16 protein-coding genes are annotated in these 17,937 nt (G+C 62.3%); 13 read left to right on the top strand and 3 right to left on the bottom strand.

From position 1 onward, the window contains the following. Positions 1-5 precede the first annotated feature (5 nt). From pstB to K0F85_RS11305, 11 genes are all read left to right on the top strand, one after another. The gene (pstB, locus tag K0F85_RS11355) at positions 6-788 is read left to right on the top strand and encodes a phosphate ABC transporter ATP-binding protein PstB (RefSeq protein WP_010396817.1); all 783 of its coding nucleotides are present in this window, start codon (positions 6-8) and stop codon (positions 786-788) included. Between the two features lie 48 nt (positions 789-836). After that, positions 837-1,547 carry a phosphate signaling complex protein PhoU gene (phoU, locus tag K0F85_RS11350; protein WP_034778131.1) on the top strand — a complete coding sequence of 237 codons (711 nt, stop codon included), beginning with the start codon at positions 837-839 and terminating at the stop codon, positions 1,545-1,547. A gap of 5 nt (positions 1,548-1,552) precedes the next feature. Beyond that, a complete protein-coding gene (locus tag K0F85_RS11345; protein ID WP_034755074.1) occupies positions 1,553-2,242 on the top strand; it encodes a response regulator in 690 nt (229 codons plus the stop codon). An 11-nt stretch (positions 2,243-2,253) separates the two neighbouring features. Continuing rightward, positions 2,254-3,570, top strand: coding sequence for a phosphate regulon sensor histidine kinase PhoR (phoR, locus tag K0F85_RS11340; protein ID WP_219116151.1), 1,317 nt, complete (start codon positions 2,254-2,256; stop codon positions 3,568-3,570). Positions 3,571-3,643: 73 nt separating this feature from the next. Beyond that, positions 3,644-4,840 (top strand): selenoneine synthase SenA, encoded by a 1,197-nt coding sequence (senA, locus tag K0F85_RS11335; RefSeq protein WP_257572700.1) that lies wholly within the window; start codon positions 3,644-3,646, stop codon positions 4,838-4,840. 35 nt (positions 4,841-4,875) lie between these two features. Continuing rightward, on the top strand, positions 4,876-6,822 hold the full coding sequence (locus K0F85_RS11330; RefSeq protein ID WP_219116150.1) for a UvrD-helicase domain-containing protein: 1,947 nt from the start codon (positions 4,876-4,878) through the stop codon (positions 6,820-6,822). 94 nt (positions 6,823-6,916) lie between these two features. Further along, entirely contained in the window at positions 6,917-7,828 is a 912-nt protein-coding gene (locus tag K0F85_RS11325) for an NAD-dependent epimerase/dehydratase family protein (protein ID WP_219116383.1), read from the top strand. 380 nt (positions 7,829-8,208) lie between these two features. Further along, positions 8,209-8,592, top strand: a complete 384-nt coding sequence (locus tag K0F85_RS11320) for a LiaI-LiaF-like domain-containing protein (protein WP_257572699.1) — start codon at positions 8,209-8,211, stop codon at positions 8,590-8,592. Further along, positions 8,582-9,397: a LiaI-LiaF-like domain-containing protein gene (locus tag K0F85_RS11315; RefSeq protein ID WP_219116149.1), complete on the top strand. Its 816-nt coding sequence runs from the start codon at positions 8,582-8,584 to the stop codon at positions 9,395-9,397. Before K0F85_RS11320 ends, K0F85_RS11315 begins: the two co-directional genes overlap by 11 nt. Before the next feature lie 6 nt (positions 9,398-9,403). Continuing rightward, on the top strand, positions 9,404-10,480 hold the full coding sequence (locus K0F85_RS11310; RefSeq protein WP_219116148.1) for a sensor histidine kinase: 1,077 nt from the start codon (positions 9,404-9,406) through the stop codon (positions 10,478-10,480). Between the two features lie 11 nt (positions 10,481-10,491). After that, a complete protein-coding gene (locus tag K0F85_RS11305; protein ID WP_219116381.1) occupies positions 10,492-11,220 on the top strand; it encodes a LytTR family DNA-binding domain-containing protein in 729 nt (242 codons plus the stop codon). On the opposite strand, the gene K0F85_RS11300 is transcribed toward K0F85_RS11305, so the two are convergent. From K0F85_RS11300 to K0F85_RS11290, 3 genes are all read right to left on the bottom strand, one after another. Further along, positions 11,209-13,482 carry an ATP-dependent DNA helicase gene (locus tag K0F85_RS11300; RefSeq protein ID WP_219116147.1) on the bottom strand — a complete coding sequence of 758 codons (2,274 nt, stop codon included), beginning with the start codon at positions 13,480-13,482 and terminating at the stop codon, positions 11,209-11,211. The two genes, K0F85_RS11305 and K0F85_RS11300, sit on opposite strands and share 12 nt — an antisense overlap. After that, on the bottom strand, positions 13,479-15,131 hold the full coding sequence (locus K0F85_RS11295; RefSeq protein ID WP_219116146.1) for a VRR-NUC domain-containing protein: 1,653 nt from the start codon (positions 15,129-15,131) through the stop codon (positions 13,479-13,481). Before K0F85_RS11295 ends, K0F85_RS11300 begins: the two co-directional genes overlap by 4 nt. A 92-nt stretch (positions 15,132-15,223) precedes the next feature. Beyond that, complete coding sequence (locus K0F85_RS11290; RefSeq protein ID WP_219116145.1) at positions 15,224-15,928, bottom strand: SMI1/KNR4 family protein; 705 nt, start codon at positions 15,926-15,928, stop codon at positions 15,224-15,226. A 148-nt stretch (positions 15,929-16,076) separates the two neighbouring features. Between K0F85_RS11290 and K0F85_RS11285 the strand changes: the two genes are divergently transcribed. Both K0F85_RS11285 and K0F85_RS11280 read left to right on the top strand, forming a co-directional pair. Beyond that, entirely contained in the window at positions 16,077-17,294 is a 1,218-nt protein-coding gene (locus K0F85_RS11285) for an MFS transporter (RefSeq protein ID WP_219116144.1), read from the top strand. Continuing rightward, positions 17,291-17,923 carry a metalloregulator ArsR/SmtB family transcription factor gene (locus tag K0F85_RS11280; protein WP_219116143.1) on the top strand — a complete coding sequence of 211 codons (633 nt, stop codon included), beginning with the start codon at positions 17,291-17,293 and terminating at the stop codon, positions 17,921-17,923. The genes K0F85_RS11285 and K0F85_RS11280 overlap by 4 nt, the downstream gene beginning before the upstream one ends. Positions 17,924-17,937: the final 14 nt, after the last annotated feature.

Here is a 17,937-nt window from a genome sequence, read left to right as displayed (position 1 = left end):
CGCAAATGAATCCAGCCCAAGACTTGGCACCAAAGAAAAAAACCATCGAGATTTCTGGCCTGAACTTTTTTTACGGTAAAACGCAAAGCTTGCATAACGTCAACCTGGACATCCACGAGAAAAAGGTGACGGCCTTCATCGGCCCGTCCGGTTGCGGAAAATCGACGCTGCTGCGCACCCTGAACCGCATGTATGACCTGTATCCTGGCCAGCGCGCGGAAGGCTCCATCCTGTACCGCGGCCGCAACGTGCTCGACGCCGACCAGGACGTCAACATGCTGCGCGCCAAGGTCGGCATGGTGTTCCAGAAGCCGACGCCGTTCCCCATGTCCGTGTACGACAACATCGCCTTCGGCGTGCGCCTGTATGAAGACCTGTCAAAAGGCGAGATGGACGAGCGCGTCGAGTGGGCCCTGAAAAAGGCGGCCCTGTGGGGCGAAGTCAAGGACAAACTCTCGAAGAGCGGCCTGTCGCTGTCGGGCGGCCAGCAGCAGCGTCTGTGCATCGCGCGCGGCGTGGCAGTGAAGCCGGACGTGCTGCTGCTCGATGAACCGACCTCGGCGCTGGACCCGATTTCGACCTCGAAGGTGGAAGAGCTGATCAGCGAACTGAAACAGGATTACACGATCGCCATCGTGACGCACAATATGCAGCAGGCGGCGCGCTGCTCCGACTACACGGCTTATATGTACCTGGGCGAGCTGGTGGAATTCGGCGAAACGGACCAGATTTTCATGAATCCGGCCCGCAAGGAAACGCAGGATTACATCACGGGTCGCTTCGGCTGATCCCTCGCACAGCGCTACATACAAGACAACTGAATACGGAGAGACAGCATGATAGGCGAACATTCATCCAAGCAATACGACAACGAACTCGAAGCGATCCGCTCGAAAGTGCTCCTGATGGGCGGCATCGTTGAAACCCAGTTCCTCGACGCGATGACGTGCTTTCGCATCGGTAATCCGGAACGCGCCGACCGCGTGATGCGCGAAGACGACGTCGTCAACCAGCTGGAAGTGTCGCTCGACGACGCCTGCAGCCATTTGATCGTGCGCCGCCAGCCGGCCGCCAACGATTTGCGCACCATCATGGCCACCATCAAGGTGATTACCGACCTCGAGCGCGTAGGCGACGAGGCGACCAAAATCGCCCGCGTGGCGAAGAATTTGCACAAGCGCGGCAACGGCGTCGTCAACCATTACGAGATGGTGCGCGGCATTGCCAATACAGCCACCGACATGCTGCACGACGCGCTCGATGCGTTTGCCCGCAACGATGGCAAGCAGGCTTTACAATTAATTGCACAGGATGCCATCATCGACCATGAGTTTCGGTCTATCATGCGCAACTTGATCACCTTTATGATGGAAGACCCGCGCACGATTTCGGCGGCGCTCGATACCCTGTGGGTGGCCAAGGCCATCGAACGGATCGGCGACCATGCGAAAAACATCGCCGAATACGTGATTTACGTGGTTGAAGGCAAGGACATCCGCCACACCAAGGTGGCTGCTCCCGCCATTTCCGAGGAGCTCCCTGAGTAAGCTTTATGGCATCTGATAAAACCACGGTATTGATTGTTGAAGATGAGCCGGCCATCGTTGAACTGGTGACCTATTCGCTGCGCGAATCCGGCTGGAATTGCTGTTCTGTACAAAACGTCGCCGATGCCTGGGAATTCATCCAGCACCGCACGCCGCATCTGATTCTGCTCGACTGGATGCTGCCGGACCAGACGGGCTTGCGCCTGCTGTCGCGCATCCGCGCCGACCGCAATTTTGCCGCCATCCCCGTCATCATGCTCACCGCCAAGAGCATGGAAGAAGACAAGCTGGCTGGCTTGAACAGCGGGGCCGACGATTACGTCACCAAGCCGTTCTCGCCGCGCGAGCTGCTGGCGCGCGCCAAGGCGCTGTTGCGACGCAAGAGTCCGGAACACGCGCAGGCGCCCATGCGCGCCGGCAATGTGGCCCTCGACCCCGTCAGCTGCACCGTCATGATGGATGAACAGAAGATCGATATCGGCCATGCCGAATACAAGCTGCTGAAATTCCTGCTGGCCCATCCGGAGCGCGTGTTTTCGCGCAGCCAGCTGCTCGACAAGGTGTGGGGCGACCATGTGGTGATCGAGGAGCGCACGGTCGACGTCCACGTATTGCGCTTGCGCAAAGCCTTGAAAGAGGCGGAAAGCCTGATCAAGACAGTGCGCAGCGTTGGCTACATGTTGTCTGAAAAGTAAAGCTGGCCTCTATGAATCCGAAATTGCTGTTCTGGGTGCCGGCCGCCTTGCGCATGGTGCTGGCGCTGCTGGGCGTGGCCGTCGTCTGGTATCTGTTTGGCGCCACGTATGCGCTGGGCATCGCCTTCGTGCTGATGGCCATGATGGTGTTCGTGCAACTGTCGTATCTGTTCCAGCTGAGCAATTGGCTGGACAATCCCCAAAGCGCCAAGCTGCCCGATGGCTGGGGCGCCTGGACCAGCATCTTCGCGCGCCTGTACCGCATGCGCCGCGACGACGAGAAAAACCAGGCCGAGCTGACGGAATGGCTGGCGCGTTTCCGCCAGGCCATGCATCTGCTGCCCGACGGCGTCGTCATCATGGATGACGTGCTGTTCCTTGAATGGTGCAACCCTGCCGCCGAGAAACACCTGGGCCTGACGCACGAGCGCGACAAGGGCATGCGCGTGACGAACCTGATCCGCAGCCCCGAGTTCATGGATTACATCATCCTGGGCCGTTACGACCAGCCGCTGACGATCACCTTCCGCAACCGCAAGCTGATCGTGCAGATCATTCCCTTTGAAAACCGCCGCCAGATCCTCGTCACGCACGATGTGACGGAGACGGAACGCATCGAAATGATGCGCCGCGACTTCATCGCCAATGCTTCGCATGAATTGCGCACGCCGCTGACGGTCATCGTGGGCTTCCTGGAAATCGCTTCCGCCGAACTGGACCTGGATGCCACCACGCGCGCCGCCCACCTCAAGCTGATGACGGAGCAGGGTCACCGCATGCAGCATCTGATCGAGGACATGCTGACTCTGTCGCGCCTGGAATCGGTCGACTACCCGCTGCGTCCCGAGCCAGTGGATATCAAGAAGCTCATGCAGCAAGTCTTGCGCGACGCCAAGGGCTTGTCGGCAGGCAAGCATGAAGTGAGCATGGAATGCAAGGGCCCCGACGTCTTGGGCAGCTATGACGAGCTGTACAGCGCGTTTGGCAACCTCGCATCGAACGCCGTGCGCTACACGCCGGCCGGCGGCAGCATCACCCTGCGCTGGCAGGATGGGCCGGCCGGGCCGCAATTCATCGCGCAAGACACGGGCATCGGCATCAGCCAGGAACATATCTCGCGCCTGACGGAACGTTTTTACCGTGTCGACAAGAGCCGCTCGCGCGAAACCCAGGGCACGGGCCTTGGCCTGGCCATCGTCAAGCACGTGCTGCTGCGCCACGGGGGCACTCTGGCCATCCAGTCGGTGGCCGACAAGGGCAGCAGCTTTATCGTCAGCATGCCCAAATCCGTCGTCACGCCACTACAGGGCGAGTTGCTGGTCAAGTAGGCTGGGGGGCATGGCGCCCCCTTGTTTCCTTTGCGACTAGTGCAAGGTTGGCATAAGTCGTTACAATCAGGCCATGAATTTAATCAACGCCTCTTTTCGCCATGCCGGCGCGCAGCAACTGGCCCAGTCGCTGCAGGCCGCGCGCCAGGACACCCTGTCCCTGTTCGACTCTTACGTCACTGCCGGCCTGGATGTGGTGGCCGGCTTGCCCCGCCATCCGCGCCTCAATCCGCCCTTGTGGCAACTCGCGCATATCGCCTGGTTTGCCGAGTGGTTCATCTTGCGCGAAGCCGCTTCCAGCCATCCGGCCGACGCCGTTTATAACTCCCTGCTGACGCGCGGCGACGACTTGTTCGACGCCAACATGGTCGAGCATGGCGCGCGCTGGAAGCTGGAACTGCCCAGTCCGGGCGCCGTGAAAACGTATTGCCACGAAGTGTACGACAGGGTCCTCGATAAACTCTCGCGCGAAGCCAATGTCGACAGCGCCCTGGCGCCATACCGGCTGGCCTTGGCGCATGAAGACATGTGTGGCGAAGAAATGCTGGCAGGTTTGCAATGGCTGGGCCTGGAAGCGCCGGAATGTCTGGCGGCCAGCCCGGCATTGCCGCCAGGGGCAGGGCAGATCGCTTTTCCTGGCGGCAGTATCGAACTGGGTTCGCCGCGCGGCGCCGGGTTTGCCTTCGACAATGAATCGCCGCCCCATGCCTGCTACGTGCCGCCGTTCAGCATGGATGCCTTACCCGTCTCGAACGCCCAGTTTGCCGATTTTGTCGCCGACGGCGGCTACCAGAACCGCCAGTTCTGGAGCGCGGCCGGCAGCGCCTGGCTGATGCAGCAGGAGCGTTCCTCTCCTTTGTACTGGTTGCGCGAAGCGACGCAGTGGCGCACCATGCGTTTCGGCCAGCGCACGACCTTGCCGCCGAATGAAGCCGTGCGCCACATCAACCTGTATGAAGCGCAAGCGTACTGCGCCTGGGCGGGGCGGCGCCTGGCGACCGAGGCCGAATGGGAGTATGCTGCGCTGTCCGGCCATCCCCGTTTTCATTGGGGACAGGTATGGGAGTGGACGGCGACGCCGTTCGAACCGTATCCGGGCTTTGCGGTGGACAGCTGGCGCGAATACTCGGCGCCGTATTTCATGCGGCACCAGGTGCTGCGCGGCGCTGCCTTCGCCACGCCGCCGCGCCTGCATTCGGCGCGCATGCGCGCTTTCCACGCGCCCGAGCGCGGCGACATCTTTGCCGGCCTGCGCACCTGCGCCTGGTAACGGCAGGAAGAGCAGCAACCCTTTCAGGAATTCTTTTGAGTACAGATAACGCCCCGCAGTTTATTCCCAAACGCATCACGCCCACGCCGGAACAGGTGGCTATCCAGACGGCGCAAAAGAAAGTGGTGCTGATCGACGCCAATGCTGGCGCCGCCAAGACGACGACCCTGGCCCTGCGCCTGGCCGAGGCGCTGCACCGTGGCCGCGCGCCCGAACGCATGCTGGCCCTTGTGTTCACGGAAGCGGCGCGCGTGGCCCTGCGTCAGCGCCTGCTGGAAGTGGGCGTGCCGCTGGGCGTCGTCAAGCGCCTCGTCATCGACACCTTCGACGCCTTTGCCGCCAAGGTGCTGCTGCAGCTGGAAAACAGGCAGGTGGCATCCATGCGCCGCGATGAAGAGCTGCGCCCCGTGGCCTGGGAAGCGCTGGAAGTCGTGGCGGAGAAATACGCACACCGCTATCCGTTGGAAATCAATACGACGAATGGGTCGATTGCCGAGTTTTTGAAACTGCAGTTGCGCACCAAGGCACGCCTGGATTTTCAAAATCCTGACTTCGAGAGCAACTCCCTCGACGATAATCTGGAGCTGCTGGGCATGTCGCGCACGCACTATCTGTGGCTGCGCGAATACGAAGGCTTGCGCGGCGCCGACACGGGCGATATCCAGTTCCGCGCACCGTTCGATGCCACCTACGACCTGGTACGCATGCTCGATGGCGACGAGCCCTTGCGCCAGCAATTGCCGGCCTTCCAGATCATCGTCGCCGATGAATTGCACGATTTGAACGAAGCGTCGTTCCGCCTGCTGACCATGCTGATACGGCGGGGCAACGCGTTTTTCTGCGGCGCCGGCGACAAGGATCAAGTGATCTACACGTGGTCGGGCGCCGACCACCGCTTCCTGCGCCAGCGCTTCGAGCAGGAATTCCCCGCCTTGCAGCGTTTGCCGCTGACGGCCTCCTACCGCTACGGCCCGCAACTGGCGCAGGCGGTGGGCGTGCTGAAGAACAAGGCCAGCGTGTCGGCCCTGTCGCGTGCCACCCACATCGAGCTGCTCGAGTACGACCATGCGCAGCCGCAGGCGTGCAGCGCCCAGATGATCGCCGCGCTCGAACACGCGCATGCTGGCACCACGGCGATCTTGCTGCGCGACCGCGACCAGGCCATTCGTGTGGAAACGGCGCTGTTCCAGAGCGGCATCGCGTATGGCCTGGTGGACATGAACAGCTATCTGCTGAGCCTGGAAGTGCTGATGCTGCGCGGCATGGTGGCCATCGCCCGCAAGGACTTGCATGCGATCAAGAGCGGCCCGCGCCGCGGCGAGATACTCGAAGCCCTGGTGGCGTTCGCGGAAATTCCGTTTACGCGCACGGAATTGCAGCAAGCCAAGGCCGACGTGGCCAACTATCCCGACTTGCTGGAAGGATTCTTGACGAACCAGTTGGCCAAATCGCAGAACCAGGACAAGGCGGCGCTGACCCTGGCCGCGGTCGATTATCTGCGCGCACTGCCCGCCGATGCCCTGGCGGGCGACGCCCTGCGGCACATCTTTGGCTTGATGCAGCTGGAACAGACGGCGCGCCGCATCTATGTCGACCCGGCCCAGGCGCGGGTGGTGGCCCGTTCCCTGCACGGCTTTATTGCCGTCTGCAGCGAGGCGGGTGTGGCGCTGGGGGGCTTTGCCGGCTGGCTGGGCGAGATGGAAGAGGCTGTTGCCGTAACCAGTGGCAAGGCCAGGCTGGTGATCGCCTGCATCGACCAGATCAAGGGCCTGGAATATAACCATGTGATTTTGCCCTACTTGGCCGTCGATGAATTCCCGCGCAGCAAGACCGACCCGCTGGAAGAAGAAAACCGTTTTTATGTGGCCGCCACCCGAGCGCGTGACAGGCTCACTTTGCTGACGCCGGAAGACCCCGCATACCGGAGCCGCTACATCGCCGCCCTGCAGCTCAAACAGAAGATTGTTGCGCCCAAGTCATAGATCTTTTGCCGTGTAGCTGCTTTTTGCGAAAGACGAAAGCGGGCATACTTTGCTGGTGTGATTGATTGCAATCAGAACCAACAAAGGAGTAATGATGCGCGTATTCTTGACAGGCGCGGCAGGTTTCATCGGCAGTTCCATCGCGGCGGGCCTCGTGCGTGCCGGCCATCAGGTCACGGGCCTCGTGCGCAAACCGGAACAGGTGGCCGAGCTGGCGACCATTGGCGTGCAGGGGATCGTCGGCACCCTGAACGAGGGCGCATTGCTCATCGAGCAGGCGAAGGCGGCGGACGCCGTCATCAATGCCGCCAGCAGCGACCACCGGGGCGCCGTCGAAGCCATCCTCGCAGCGCTGGCCGGCACGAACAAGGTGTTCCTGCATACCAGCGGTTCGTCCATCGTGGGCGACGCCTCGGGCGGCGAGGGGACGCAACAGATTTATTATGAAGACAGGTTGCCTGCGCCCACGGCCGACAAGGCGGCCCGCGTCGCCATCGATGAGCTGGTTCTGGCCAGCGCGAGCAATGGCGTGCGCGCCAGCGTGTTGTGCAACACCTTGATCTATGGCCATGGCGCCTTGCCGCGCGACAGCGTGCAATTGCCCCGTTTGCGCAAGCAGGCGCGCAAGAGCGGCATCGTGCGCCACGTGGGGCCGGGCCGCAATAGTTGGTCGACTGTGCATATCGACGATGTCGTCAGCCTGTATCTGCTGGCGCTGGAAAAGTCGCCGGCCGGCACCTTTTACTTTGTCGAGTCGGGCGAAGCTGCCTTCCGCGACATGACGGCCGCCATCGCCCAGGCGCTGGAGCTGGGGCCTGCGCAGGACTGGCCTTTGCCGGAAGCCATTGCTGAATGGGGTGACGAGATGGCTTCCTACGGCCTCGGCTCCAACAGCCGCGTGCGCGGCACGCGGGCGCGCACGCTGGGCTGGCAGCCGCAGGGGCCATCGGTGCTGGAGTGGATCAAGCACGACATGCTCAAGCCGCCGCATGCCAGCGCCGTTTGATGTAGCTCAGCAAAACCCCATCTGTGTGCGCTAGCGAACGGTGCTATGTGGCGATCAGGAGTATGATGGCCTTGCTTGGTTGAGACGCACTGCCGTGAAGTTGGCGGCATGTTCGATCTTCCAGCAGGTCAGCCGGTCGCCTCAAGGATCGGCACCAGATTTCCTTGCCGGCGCGTTGGCGCCGCGCGGCAGCGCACTGCGACTCCGGGTCGCGGTGTGTCGTGCGAACCCCTTCAAGGCCGGCGCCAGCCGGTCTTTTTTTGCCTGCCGTTCCTGTCGCTGCGCCATTCACCGCCACTTGTCCGCCATTCGCCGAAGCGGTGTTTTCGCGCGCGCGAAATCCGCGTATCTTTACGATCATCCAATATCAAGGGGTGACCGTGAAATCTGAAACCGCTTATTGCCGCCGTGCCCAGTTGCTGTGGGGCGTGCTGCTGATCGCCATCGGCGCCGTCATCCTGCTGGACCGGCTCGATGTGATCTATCTCCACGATTACTATGCACTATGGCATTATTGGCCGCTGATATTGCTCGTCTTTGGCCTGAACAAGTTGCTCACGCCCGTGTCCGCCAAGCAGGTACTGAGTGGCTTGTGGCTACTCTTTTTCGCTGCCTGGTGGTATGTGTCGTATGAACAATTGTGGGACTTGAATTTCTACAATAGCTGGCCAGCCTTGCTGATCGCCTGGGGTGTGGGCCTCGTGCTGGAACCGCTGTTGAACAAACATTTTATTGCCTACCGGGAGTCCGAGCATGAAAAATAAACCGCCGCTGCACTCGCCATCGCAGATCGTGCTGGGCGTCATCGTCATCGGCCTGGGGTTGCTGTTCTTGCTCGATAACCTCGGTTTCCTGAATGTGCGCTACACCTTCCGCTTCTGGCCCACGGCGCTGATCGTATTTGGCTTGCTGAAACTGTCGCAAAGCCGCAGCGCGAACGGCTATTTAATGGGCGGCATGCTGGTGCTGCTGGGCGTGGTCTGGACCCTCAAGCACATGGGCATCTTCTATATGAACTGGGACTTGCTGTGGCCCTTGCTGATCATCGGCGTGGGCGTGGCCGTGGTGTCGAAGTCCCTGCCAGGCGCACAGCAGCGCCAGCGCCGCCGGCGCTTTGCCGCGCAGCAAGACGGCAGCGCGGCGCCAGACGCGTTCGGCCAGGCCAGGAATGGCGCCGTGTCGCTCGACAAGGACGCCGCCGATGCCACTGCAGCGCCAGGCGCCAGCGGGCAGGCGGACGATGACAGCATCATCGAAGTGACGGCGATCCTGGGCGGCTATGTGCGGCGCGTGTCGTCGCAGCGCTTCAAGGGCGGCGATATCAATGTCATCATGGCCGGCTGCGAAATCGACTTGCGCCAGGCGTCGATCGAAGGTGAAGCCGTGCTCAACGTATTTGCCCTGTGCGGCGGCGTCACCATCAAGATTCCGCCCGACTGGAGCGTCGTGCTGCAGGGCACGCCCATCCTCGGCGGCTTCGAAGAAAAGACTATCGTGCCGCCGAACCAGGCCAAACGCCTGTACGTGACGGGCTACGCCATCATGGGCGGCCTGGAAATCCGCAACTAGGCGCGCATGTCGGGGGCCTTGTCGAAGCGGCGCGGCGCCGTGGTGGTGTTCCTGGTCTGCATCGCGCTGGGCCTGGCCCTGGCCTTTGTCCTGGCCAGGGTGGCCCATGCGCCCTGGCCTAATGCCGTCCTGCTGGTGGTGCCCGCCACGCTCGTGTACGCGATCGGTTCGGGATTTTCCGCATTTTACCTGTGCCGCGCCTACCCCTTGCACGCCCGCCATCCGCTTGCCATCGCCGGCGTGATGGGGGTGGCGGCGCTGTTCGCGGGCTTGCTGTGGGCGACGCTGCTGCAATTTCTGAATAGCGTCAGCCTGTTGCTGGAACTGCGCTGGCTGGGCGTGAACCTGACGCAATCGCTGCTGGCCCTGTTCTTCGGCTTGGGTGTGCTGCTGTATTGCCTGGCTGCCGCCGTGCATTATCTGTTGCTGGAATTCGTGCGCGCCAGGATGGCCGAGCAGCGGGGGCTGGAAGCGCAACTGGCGGCGCAGGAGGCGCAATTGCGCATGCTGCGCACGCAGATCGATCCGCACTTCCTGTTCAACAGCCTCAATTCCATCAGCGCCCTGACGTCGATCGATGCGGCGGGCGCGCGCCAGATGACGGTGCAACTGGCCAGTTTCTTTCGCCAGAGCCTGAGCCTGGAAGCGCACCAGCACATCACCGCAGAGCAGGAAATGGTGCTGATCCGCCATTTCCTGGCCATCGAACAAGTGCGCTTCGGCGAACGCCTGCAAGTGATGGAAGCCATCGACACCGCCGCACTGGCCTGCCTGCTGCCACCCATGCTGATACAGCCGTTGGTGGAAAATGCCGTCAAGCATGGTATCTGTGGCTTGACGCAGGGCGGCCTGCTTGCCATCGAGGTGCGGCGCGCCGGCAGCCTGCTGCAGATCGCCGTGCGCAACCCGGTGGATGCGGATCAGGGGCCGGACCGTGGCAATGGCGTGGGGCTGGAGAATGTGCGCCAGCGCCTGGCGGGCGCGTATGGCCACGAGGCCAGCGTGCACTGGGGCCGAAGAAACGGCCATTTCGAAGTGATGATTTCCATGCCGGCGCAGACCGGCGACACGGAGGAAGCATGAGGCAGGCAAGACTGCGGGTCGCCATCGTCGATGATGAATTGCTGGCGCGCAGCGTGTTGCGCGAATACCTGGCGCGCCACGACGATATCGAGATCGTGGCCGAGTGCGCCAACGGCTTCGATGCCGTCAAGGCCATCGCGGACCTGGAGCCGGAACTGGTATTTCTCGACATCCAGATGCCGCGCCTGGACGGCTTTGAGGTAGCGGAACTGATCGGCGCGAAGACGCGTTTGATCTTTGTCACGGCCTATGACCAGTACGCCTTGAAAGCGTTCGAATGCCATGCCCTGGACTATCTGCTGAAACCGTTCAGCGAACAGCGCTTCGAGCAGGCGCTGGCCCATGCGCGCGCCCAGCGCAGCATGCCCGAGACGGTGCTGACGGTGGCGCGCGAGGCGGCCACGCGGGTCGCGCCCCTGGACCGCGTGCTGATACGCGACGGTGCCAAGGTCCACGTGATCGCCAGCGCTCGCATCGACTACATCGAGGCGCAGGATGACTACATCAGCATCCGTTCCGAAGGCAAGTCTTACCTGAAAAGCCAGACGCTGGGGGAACTGGAAACCCAGCTCGATCCCGCCAAGTTCCTGCGCGTGCATAGGTCGTACCTGCTCAATATCGATGGTATCCGCCGCATCGAGGCGGCCACCAGGGACAGTCACGTGGCCGTCTTGCACGACGATACGCGCATACCCGTGAGCAAGGCAGGGTATCAAAAACTCAGATTATTAGTTGGCTAGCTGCACATCCCACCACGTGGGCAAGAGTTGTCGGATTTCCGGGCGGGAAAAGCGGTCGTCGATCAAGTACACGACGCCCTTGTCCGACTGGGTGCGGATGACCCGGCCGGCCGCCTGCACCACCTTCTGCATGCCCGGATACAGATACGTGTAGTCGTAGCCGGCGCCGAAGATGTCGCCCATGCGCTGGCGGATCTGCTCGTTGACGGGATTGATCTGCGGCAAACCCAGGGTGGCGATGAAGGCACCGATCAGGCGTGCGCCGGGCAAGTCGATGCCTTCGCCAAAGGCGCCGCCCAGCACGGCAAAGCCGATGCCGCGCGTGTCCAGGCCGAAACGACCGAGGAATTGCGCGCGTGCAGCATCATCCATGCGGCGCGGCTGTTGCCAGGTGGGCACGTCGGGATAATGCTGGGCGAACAGGGTGGCTGTCTTTTCCATGTAATCAAAACTGCTGAAGAAGGCCAGGTAGTTGCCCGGCGTTTCCGCATATTGGCGCGCCATCAGCTGGGCGATGGGCAGTAGCGAAGCGGCGCGGTGCTGATAGCGCGTGGAAATGCTGTCGGCCACGCGCACGGACAATTGCGCCGCCTGGAACGGCGATTCCACGTCGACCCAGGCTGTATCGGCCGGCATGCCCAGTGTGTCGCTGTAGTAATTCCACGGACTCAGGGTGGCGGAAAACAGGGCCGTGCTGTGGCTGGCCGCGAAGCGTTCCTTGAGGAAGGGAGCGGGCACAATGTTGCGGATGCAGACGGTGGAGCCAGCAGTGGATCCCGTATTTATCTTGCTGACATCGAACAGCGAATGCTCGCCGAAACTCTCCGCCAGGCGGTTGATCAGCAGCACGTCGAAATAAAAGCGCTGCAAGTCTTCATCGAGGGCCGCCGCATGTTCGGCCAGGTAATCGCCGATGGCCGTGGCAAGTCCTTGCAGGGCGCCAAAGAATTTGTCCGGCAAGGCGGGATGCACGTGGTAATCGCCATCCTGTTCCTTGAGCAGGGCCGTCCACTGGCGCGCGAGGCGGTCCAGCGGCTTTTTCAAGGCATCGGGCGCGAACTTGCGCAGCATTTTCAGGTCGATCTGCGCCAGTTCAGCGCTATACATGCTGCGCGCGCGCGACACCATATTGTGCGCTTCGTCGACCAGCACATTGACTTTCCAGTCGTGGGCCAGGGTCATGCCGTACAGCATGGCGCTGAGGTCGAAATAGTAATTGTAGTCGCCGATGACGACATCGCTCCAGCGCGCCAGCTCCATGCCCAGGTAATACGGGCAAATACCTTGCTGCAAGGCGATGGCGCGCACGGCTTCCTTGTCCAGGATCAAGCCGCTGGCCAGCGCCACCTCGCGCGCCAGCGGCAAACGGTCGTAAAAGCCCTGGGCCAGCGGACACGATTCACCGTGGCAGGCTTTGTCAGGATGTTCGCAGGCGCTGGTCTTGGCGCTCAGTTCCAGCACGCGCAAAGGCAGCAGCGGGGCGCTGTCTTTCAGGATGGCGCAGGCGTCGAGCGCCATTTGCCGCCCGGGCACCTTGGCGGCGAGGAAAAACAGTTTATCCAGGCCATGCGCGGCCGTGGCTTTCAACATGGGAAACAGGCTGCCCACCGTCTTGCCGATACCCGTCGGCGCCTGCGCCAGCAAGCCGCAGCCACGGCTGCTGGCCTTGTACATGGCCTCGGCCAGCTGGCGCTGGCCCGGGCGAAAGTTGGCATGGGGAAAGGCCATGCTGCTGAGCTGCACATCGCGGTTGGCGCGGTGTGCCATTTCCTGCTCGGCCCAGTCGAGGAAGAGGGCGCAATGCTGTTCGAAGAACAGACGCAGTGCTTCGGCCGTGCATTCCTCATGCATGAGCGTTTCCTTCTGGCTGGCGATGTCGAAATACACGAGCGCCACGCGCAGCATGGGCAAGTTCAGCTGCTGGCACAGCAAGTGGCCGTAGATGCGCGCCTGCGCCCAGTGCAGCTGGCGGTGGTTGGCGGGCATGGTGCCCAAGTCGCCACGGTAGGTCTTGATTTCTTCCAGCTGGCGCCGCGCGGGGTCGTAGCCATCGGCGCGGCCCCGCACATGGAGGGGGCCGAAGTCGCCGGCAAGACTGATTTCGCGCTGGTAATCGTCGTCGCGCCGGCCGGTGACGGTGGCATGGCCGGCCATGCCTTCCTGCGCCGTAGGCGAGGGTGTAAAGCGCAAGTCCAGGTCGCCTACCTTGGCCGTGAATTCGCACAGGGCGCGCACGGCGATCGTGTACCGCCTGGCGCTCATGTGGCCACCTGCCACTGCAGGTAGCACACGCTGACGGGCATGGCATGCTCGGCGCAATAGGCGATCCAGCGCAGCTGGTTGTCTTGCAGGCGGTCGCCCGGACCCTTGACTTCGATCATGCGGTAGCGCTGCTCGGCTGGCCAGAACTGGATCAGGTCGGGAAAGCCGCTGCGGTTGCTTTTAATGTCGAGCAAGATGCGTTCAAACGCCTTCTTCAGGTGCGCGGCCGGGATGCAGGCCAGTGCCAGGTCCAGCAAGCCATCGTCCAGCACCTCCCAGCTGACGAAGGGTGAGACGATGCCATGCTTGGCGGCACGCATGGCGCGGATGGCTGCGTGGTAGCTGCCGTCGTCCAGTTGTGCCAGGCAGGCGGCGAAGTCCGTGCTGCGGCGCGGGTAAAAATCGGCGCTGTGCAAGTCGGCCGGCCCACGGTGGAACGGGTGGAAGAAGGCGCCCGGCATGGCCTTGAAGATGGCGGGCCAGCACAGCAGGCCGAACAGCGAGTTGATCAGGGTGTTTTCCACGTAGTACACGGGCGCGTCATCCTGCATCAAGTGCTGTTGCACCACCGCTTCCACATAGCATGCTTCGCCTGGATGCGGCAGCAGCAGGTCGATGCGCTCCACGGCCGCCGCCGCGCTGGCTGCCAGCTTCGCATGGCCCAGCTTGCGTCGCAAACGGGGCGCCATGCGCAGCAGCAATTGCTGTTCCGCTTCGCTTTCCGGCGCTGCCAGGGCGATGAGCAGCCTGTCATAGGCTGCTTGCGGCTGTGCATCTTTTTCCAGCACGCGGATGGCGCGGCCCCGCGCGCCCGGATAGCGGCAATCGGCATAGGCATGATAGGCGGCCTGCCAGTCCTGGCATTTTTCCAGGTGCTGGGCGATCTGGAAACGCAGCTTGTCGCGCCGGCTGGCCAGCCAGGTATTGTCCCGGGACAAGGGCAGTGCCGCCAGTTCCTGCAGCACTTCGTCTGCCGGCGCACTGTCGTTGTAGCGTTCGCGGCACTGGTGCAGCACTGCATAGTGCTCGATATCCTGGCGCGTGCGAAAACCGCGCGATTGCGGCGAGAATTCCACTTTTTCGTATTGATACACACCGAGGTCGGACAGCACGAATTCCGACCAGTCCTGGTGATAATTGCCAAAGTAAATCAGGCGCAGGCGGTCGCACAGGGGCTGCAAGCCGATACGGTACAGCACATCGGTACCGGCCGGATGCCATGCGGAAAACGGTTTCGCTTCCGCATGCTGTTCGCGCAAGGCCTCCAGTTGCTCCGCCTTGCGCGCCGCCTTCAGGGGCGCGGCGAGCACGAAGGCCTGGGCGATTTCCCCTTTCAGCAGCAGCTCGAACAGCTCGTCGAGCGTAATGACGGGATCGGCTTCCACCCATGCCAAGGCCAGCAGGGGCAGGGCGGCCGCGCGCGTGTCGCCGATTTCCGGGTAGTTGAGCTTGCTGGCGCGGAACAGACAGCCCTTGCGCATGACGAGGCGCACGAACAGAGCCCGCGAAGGCTGCGGCAGTGCGCCGAATGCGGCGATGAACTGCGTTTCTTCAGCACTCAGCAGATCGGCGTAACGCGCGCCGATCCAGTTCAGCACATCCTGGAAATTATCCAGATAGTACAGGGGATTTTCCAGGACTCTCAACATGGGGGGCAATAGGGCAGCTAGCTAGGTGATGGGTTTTACTGTGTTTATATACAGTTTAAACCTTAGTTCGCCGCTTGCCCAGCGAATTATGTTCAGGCAACCGTACTGTAGGCAAAACTGCTGTCGAACTTATCGTAAGGAATCAGTTCCTCGCGCAGGCTGGCCAGCTCGATATCGGTCAGCAAGCCCCGGTGCGCTTCTTTTCTGCCCCTCGGCAATGTCACTTCGTAATCGATGATGTCCCTGGCCAGCAAGGCTTGCAGCACCTCGGCTTGCCGCGCCGTCAGATAGCGCGCGTGCGTGCCCAGGGTTTTTGCCAGTTGATCCCTGAACTCCTCGTCGCTGACCTCGTTGTACGTATCCTGGTCCGCCATGCTATTCAACAACATGTGAAACAGGAAGTCTTGCAGGTTTTTGGCCAGGTATTGGGCTTCATTCTGGTCATGCCACAGCAGCACGATGGGCAGCTCGCCATCGTGCTGGCTTGATGCGAAAAAACAGTAGTGGTCGCCGGCACCCGTTTGCGCAAACGGAATGAACTGGAACGCGGGATCGATTTTCCGGTAGTCGTCCGTGTCCAGCAGGCTCGCCACGGCGTCGGCAACGGCCTCGATAGCGAGCAATTCGACATCGTCCGCGTGCAGCAGCAGGGTGGGCCGGTCTTTCAAGGTGGGATAGACCAGCTTGTACCAGTCGGGGCCATATGCGCCCACGTCGAGCATGCCGTCGCGCTCCAGTTGGCGGTACAGTGCAGGATAGCTGAAGTCGTATTGGTGTTCAATTTCTGACAGTGTCATGTTGGCCCTGTTAAACGTGATTCATGGGGCAATGATAGCCGAGGCGATGGCGCGCACGGCAGCGATGATGGTCATAATTAGTAAACATTTTAGTTTACTTATATGGCCAACTCCCGTAATCTTGCCAGATAATACACATCGAGCCTGCATGAAAAACCTCATCCTGATTTCCGCCGCCTGTTTGCTGGCGCTGCTGTCGACCATCGGCGCTTCCCTGCCGTATCCTATCCTGCCGCCTCTGTTCGCCGCCGAGGCGCCGAACGCCTTCAATAATTTTATGGGCTTGCCATCCAAATTACTGTTCGGCCTGGCGCTGACCATCAATCCCCTGGGCTTGCTGATCGGCTCAGCCTTGCTGGGCCCTTTGTCCGACCGCTATGGCCGCCGCCCCTTGTTGATGCGCACGGCCGTGGGCGCCGCCATCGGCCACGCCATCACGGCCTGGGCGCTGGTGATCCAGTCCTACCCGCTGTTCATCGTCGCCCGTTTCATCACGGGTTTGCTGGAAGGCAACGGCGCCGTGGCGCGCGCCATGCTGGCCGACCAACTGACGGGACCATTGCGCCTGCGTGCCATGTCGTGGCTGAATGGCGCGTTTTACCTGGGCTGGCTGGTGGGCCCGATCCTGGCGGGCGCGACCCTGCATTGGGGCGTGACGGTGCCGTTCTGGATCGCCGCCGCCGCCCTGATGCTGGTCGCCGTGCTGGTGGCCGCCGGCCTGCCGCGCGAAACGCCGTCCCTGCTGACGACGTCGTGGTGGCAAGTGGCGCGCGACCGCCATTCCCTGAATCTGCTGCGCCATGCCGAGCTGCGCACCTTGTTTATCGTGCAGCTGGCGCTGACGTGCGGCGTGGCCAGCTTTTACGAGTTTTATCCGCTGTGGCTGGTCGAGACGGCCAATTACCACGCGCAGGAGATTGCCTGGGTGAATGTGGGCCTGTGCGGCACGATGACGGTCACGTCCTTGCTGGCGGGCGGTCCCAGCCGCCATGCGCCGCTGTTGCGCGCCAGCTGGTATGCCTGTGGCGTGGCGCTGGCCGTAGGCGTGCTGGCGCTGGGCAATATCTGGGTGGGTATCGCCGCCATCGTGCTGTTCGGCATTCCTAATGCCTTGTACAACACGGTGATACAGGGCTGGTGTGCCGAACGCTTCAGCGCGCACGGTCAGGGCGCCGTGATGGGTTTACTGGCCACCACCTTTTGCATCGCCAACATCGTCGTGGCCTTGAGCGGCTCCGTGCTGACCCTGATCGACACGCGCCTGATCCTTGTCGCCGGCGCCGTGTCCGCCGCCTGGGCCGCCTGGCGCATGGCCGCCTGGCGCCGGCAGCTGGACGGCGCCGTAGACGCCAAGGCGCGGGCATGAGCGGGGGCATGTCCGGGCAGACCCTGTTCCTGCTGAAGATGCGCGGGCCGCAGACGGCGCAGCAACTGGCGGCCTTGCTCGATATGACGTCCATGGGCGCGCGGCGCCAGCTGGAAGCGGCGCTGGAGCGTGGCCTGGTGGCGTTCGAGGATGTGGCCGACAAGGTAGGGCGCCCATCGCGGCGCTGGGCGCTGACGCGGGAGGGCCATGCGCGCTTTCCCGACCGCCATGCCGACCTGACCTTGGAATTGATTACGCAGGTGAAAACGCTTTTCGGCGACGAGGGCCTGGATAAATTGATCGGTGCGCGCGAGCGCAGCAGCGAAGCCGCCTATGCCAAGCTGGTCGATCCGCAACTTGCGCTGGCGCAAAGAGTCGATAGCCTGGCGCGGGCACGCGATGGCGAGGGTTACATGGCCCATGCGGAGCCGCAGGACGATGGCAGTGTGCTGCTGGTGGAAAACCATTGCCCGATTTGCGCGGCGGCCACGGCATGCCAGAATTTCTGCCGCGCGGAGCTGGCCATCTTTCAGCGGGTATTGGGGAACGATTGCACGGTGGAACGCAGCGAATATCTGCTGGAAGGGGGAAGGCGCTGCGCGTACCGGATCATGCCTATCGGAACCTGAGGAATCAGGTCCCG

This window comes from Janthinobacterium sp. UMAB-56, from assembly GCF_900095265.1.
Taxonomy (GTDB): domain Bacteria; phylum Pseudomonadota; class Gammaproteobacteria; order Burkholderiales; family Burkholderiaceae_D; genus Janthinobacterium.
This window is presented reverse-complemented; position numbering and strand designations above follow the sequence as displayed.

Bases quoted from the DNA above. Each gene is read 5' to 3' on its own strand.
- pstB (WP_010396817.1), top strand. From the start codon at position 6: ATGAATCCAGCCCAAGACTTGGCACCAAAGAAAAAAACCATCGAGATT.
- phoU (WP_034778131.1), top strand. From the start codon at position 837: ATGATAGGCGAACATTCATCCAAGCAATACGACAACGAACTCGAAGCG.
- K0F85_RS11345 (WP_034755074.1), top strand. From the start codon at position 1,553: ATGGCATCTGATAAAACCACGGTATTGATTGTTGAAGATGAGCCGGCC.
- phoR (WP_219116151.1), top strand. From the start codon at position 2,254: ATGAATCCGAAATTGCTGTTCTGGGTGCCGGCCGCCTTGCGCATGGTG.
- senA (WP_257572700.1), top strand. From the start codon at position 3,644: ATGAATTTAATCAACGCCTCTTTTCGCCATGCCGGCGCGCAGCAACTG.
- K0F85_RS11325 (WP_219116383.1), top strand. From the start codon at position 6,917: ATGCGCGTATTCTTGACAGGCGCGGCAGGTTTCATCGGCAGTTCCATC.
- K0F85_RS11315 (WP_219116149.1), top strand. From the start codon at position 8,582: ATGAAAAATAAACCGCCGCTGCACTCGCCATCGCAGATCGTGCTGGGC.
- K0F85_RS11310 (WP_219116148.1), top strand. From the start codon at position 9,404: ATGTCGGGGGCCTTGTCGAAGCGGCGCGGCGCCGTGGTGGTGTTCCTG.
- K0F85_RS11300 (WP_219116147.1), bottom strand. From the start codon at position 13,482: ATGAGCGCCAGGCGGTACACGATCGCCGTGCGCGCCCTGTGCGAATTC.
- K0F85_RS11295 (WP_219116146.1), bottom strand. From the start codon at position 15,131: ATGTTGAGAGTCCTGGAAAATCCCCTGTACTATCTGGATAATTTCCAG.
- K0F85_RS11290 (WP_219116145.1), bottom strand. From the start codon at position 15,928: ATGACACTGTCAGAAATTGAACACCAATACGACTTCAGCTATCCTGCA.
- K0F85_RS11285 (WP_219116144.1), top strand. From the start codon at position 16,077: ATGAAAAACCTCATCCTGATTTCCGCCGCCTGTTTGCTGGCGCTGCTG.
- K0F85_RS11280 (WP_219116143.1), top strand. From the start codon at position 17,291: ATGAGCGGGGGCATGTCCGGGCAGACCCTGTTCCTGCTGAAGATGCGC.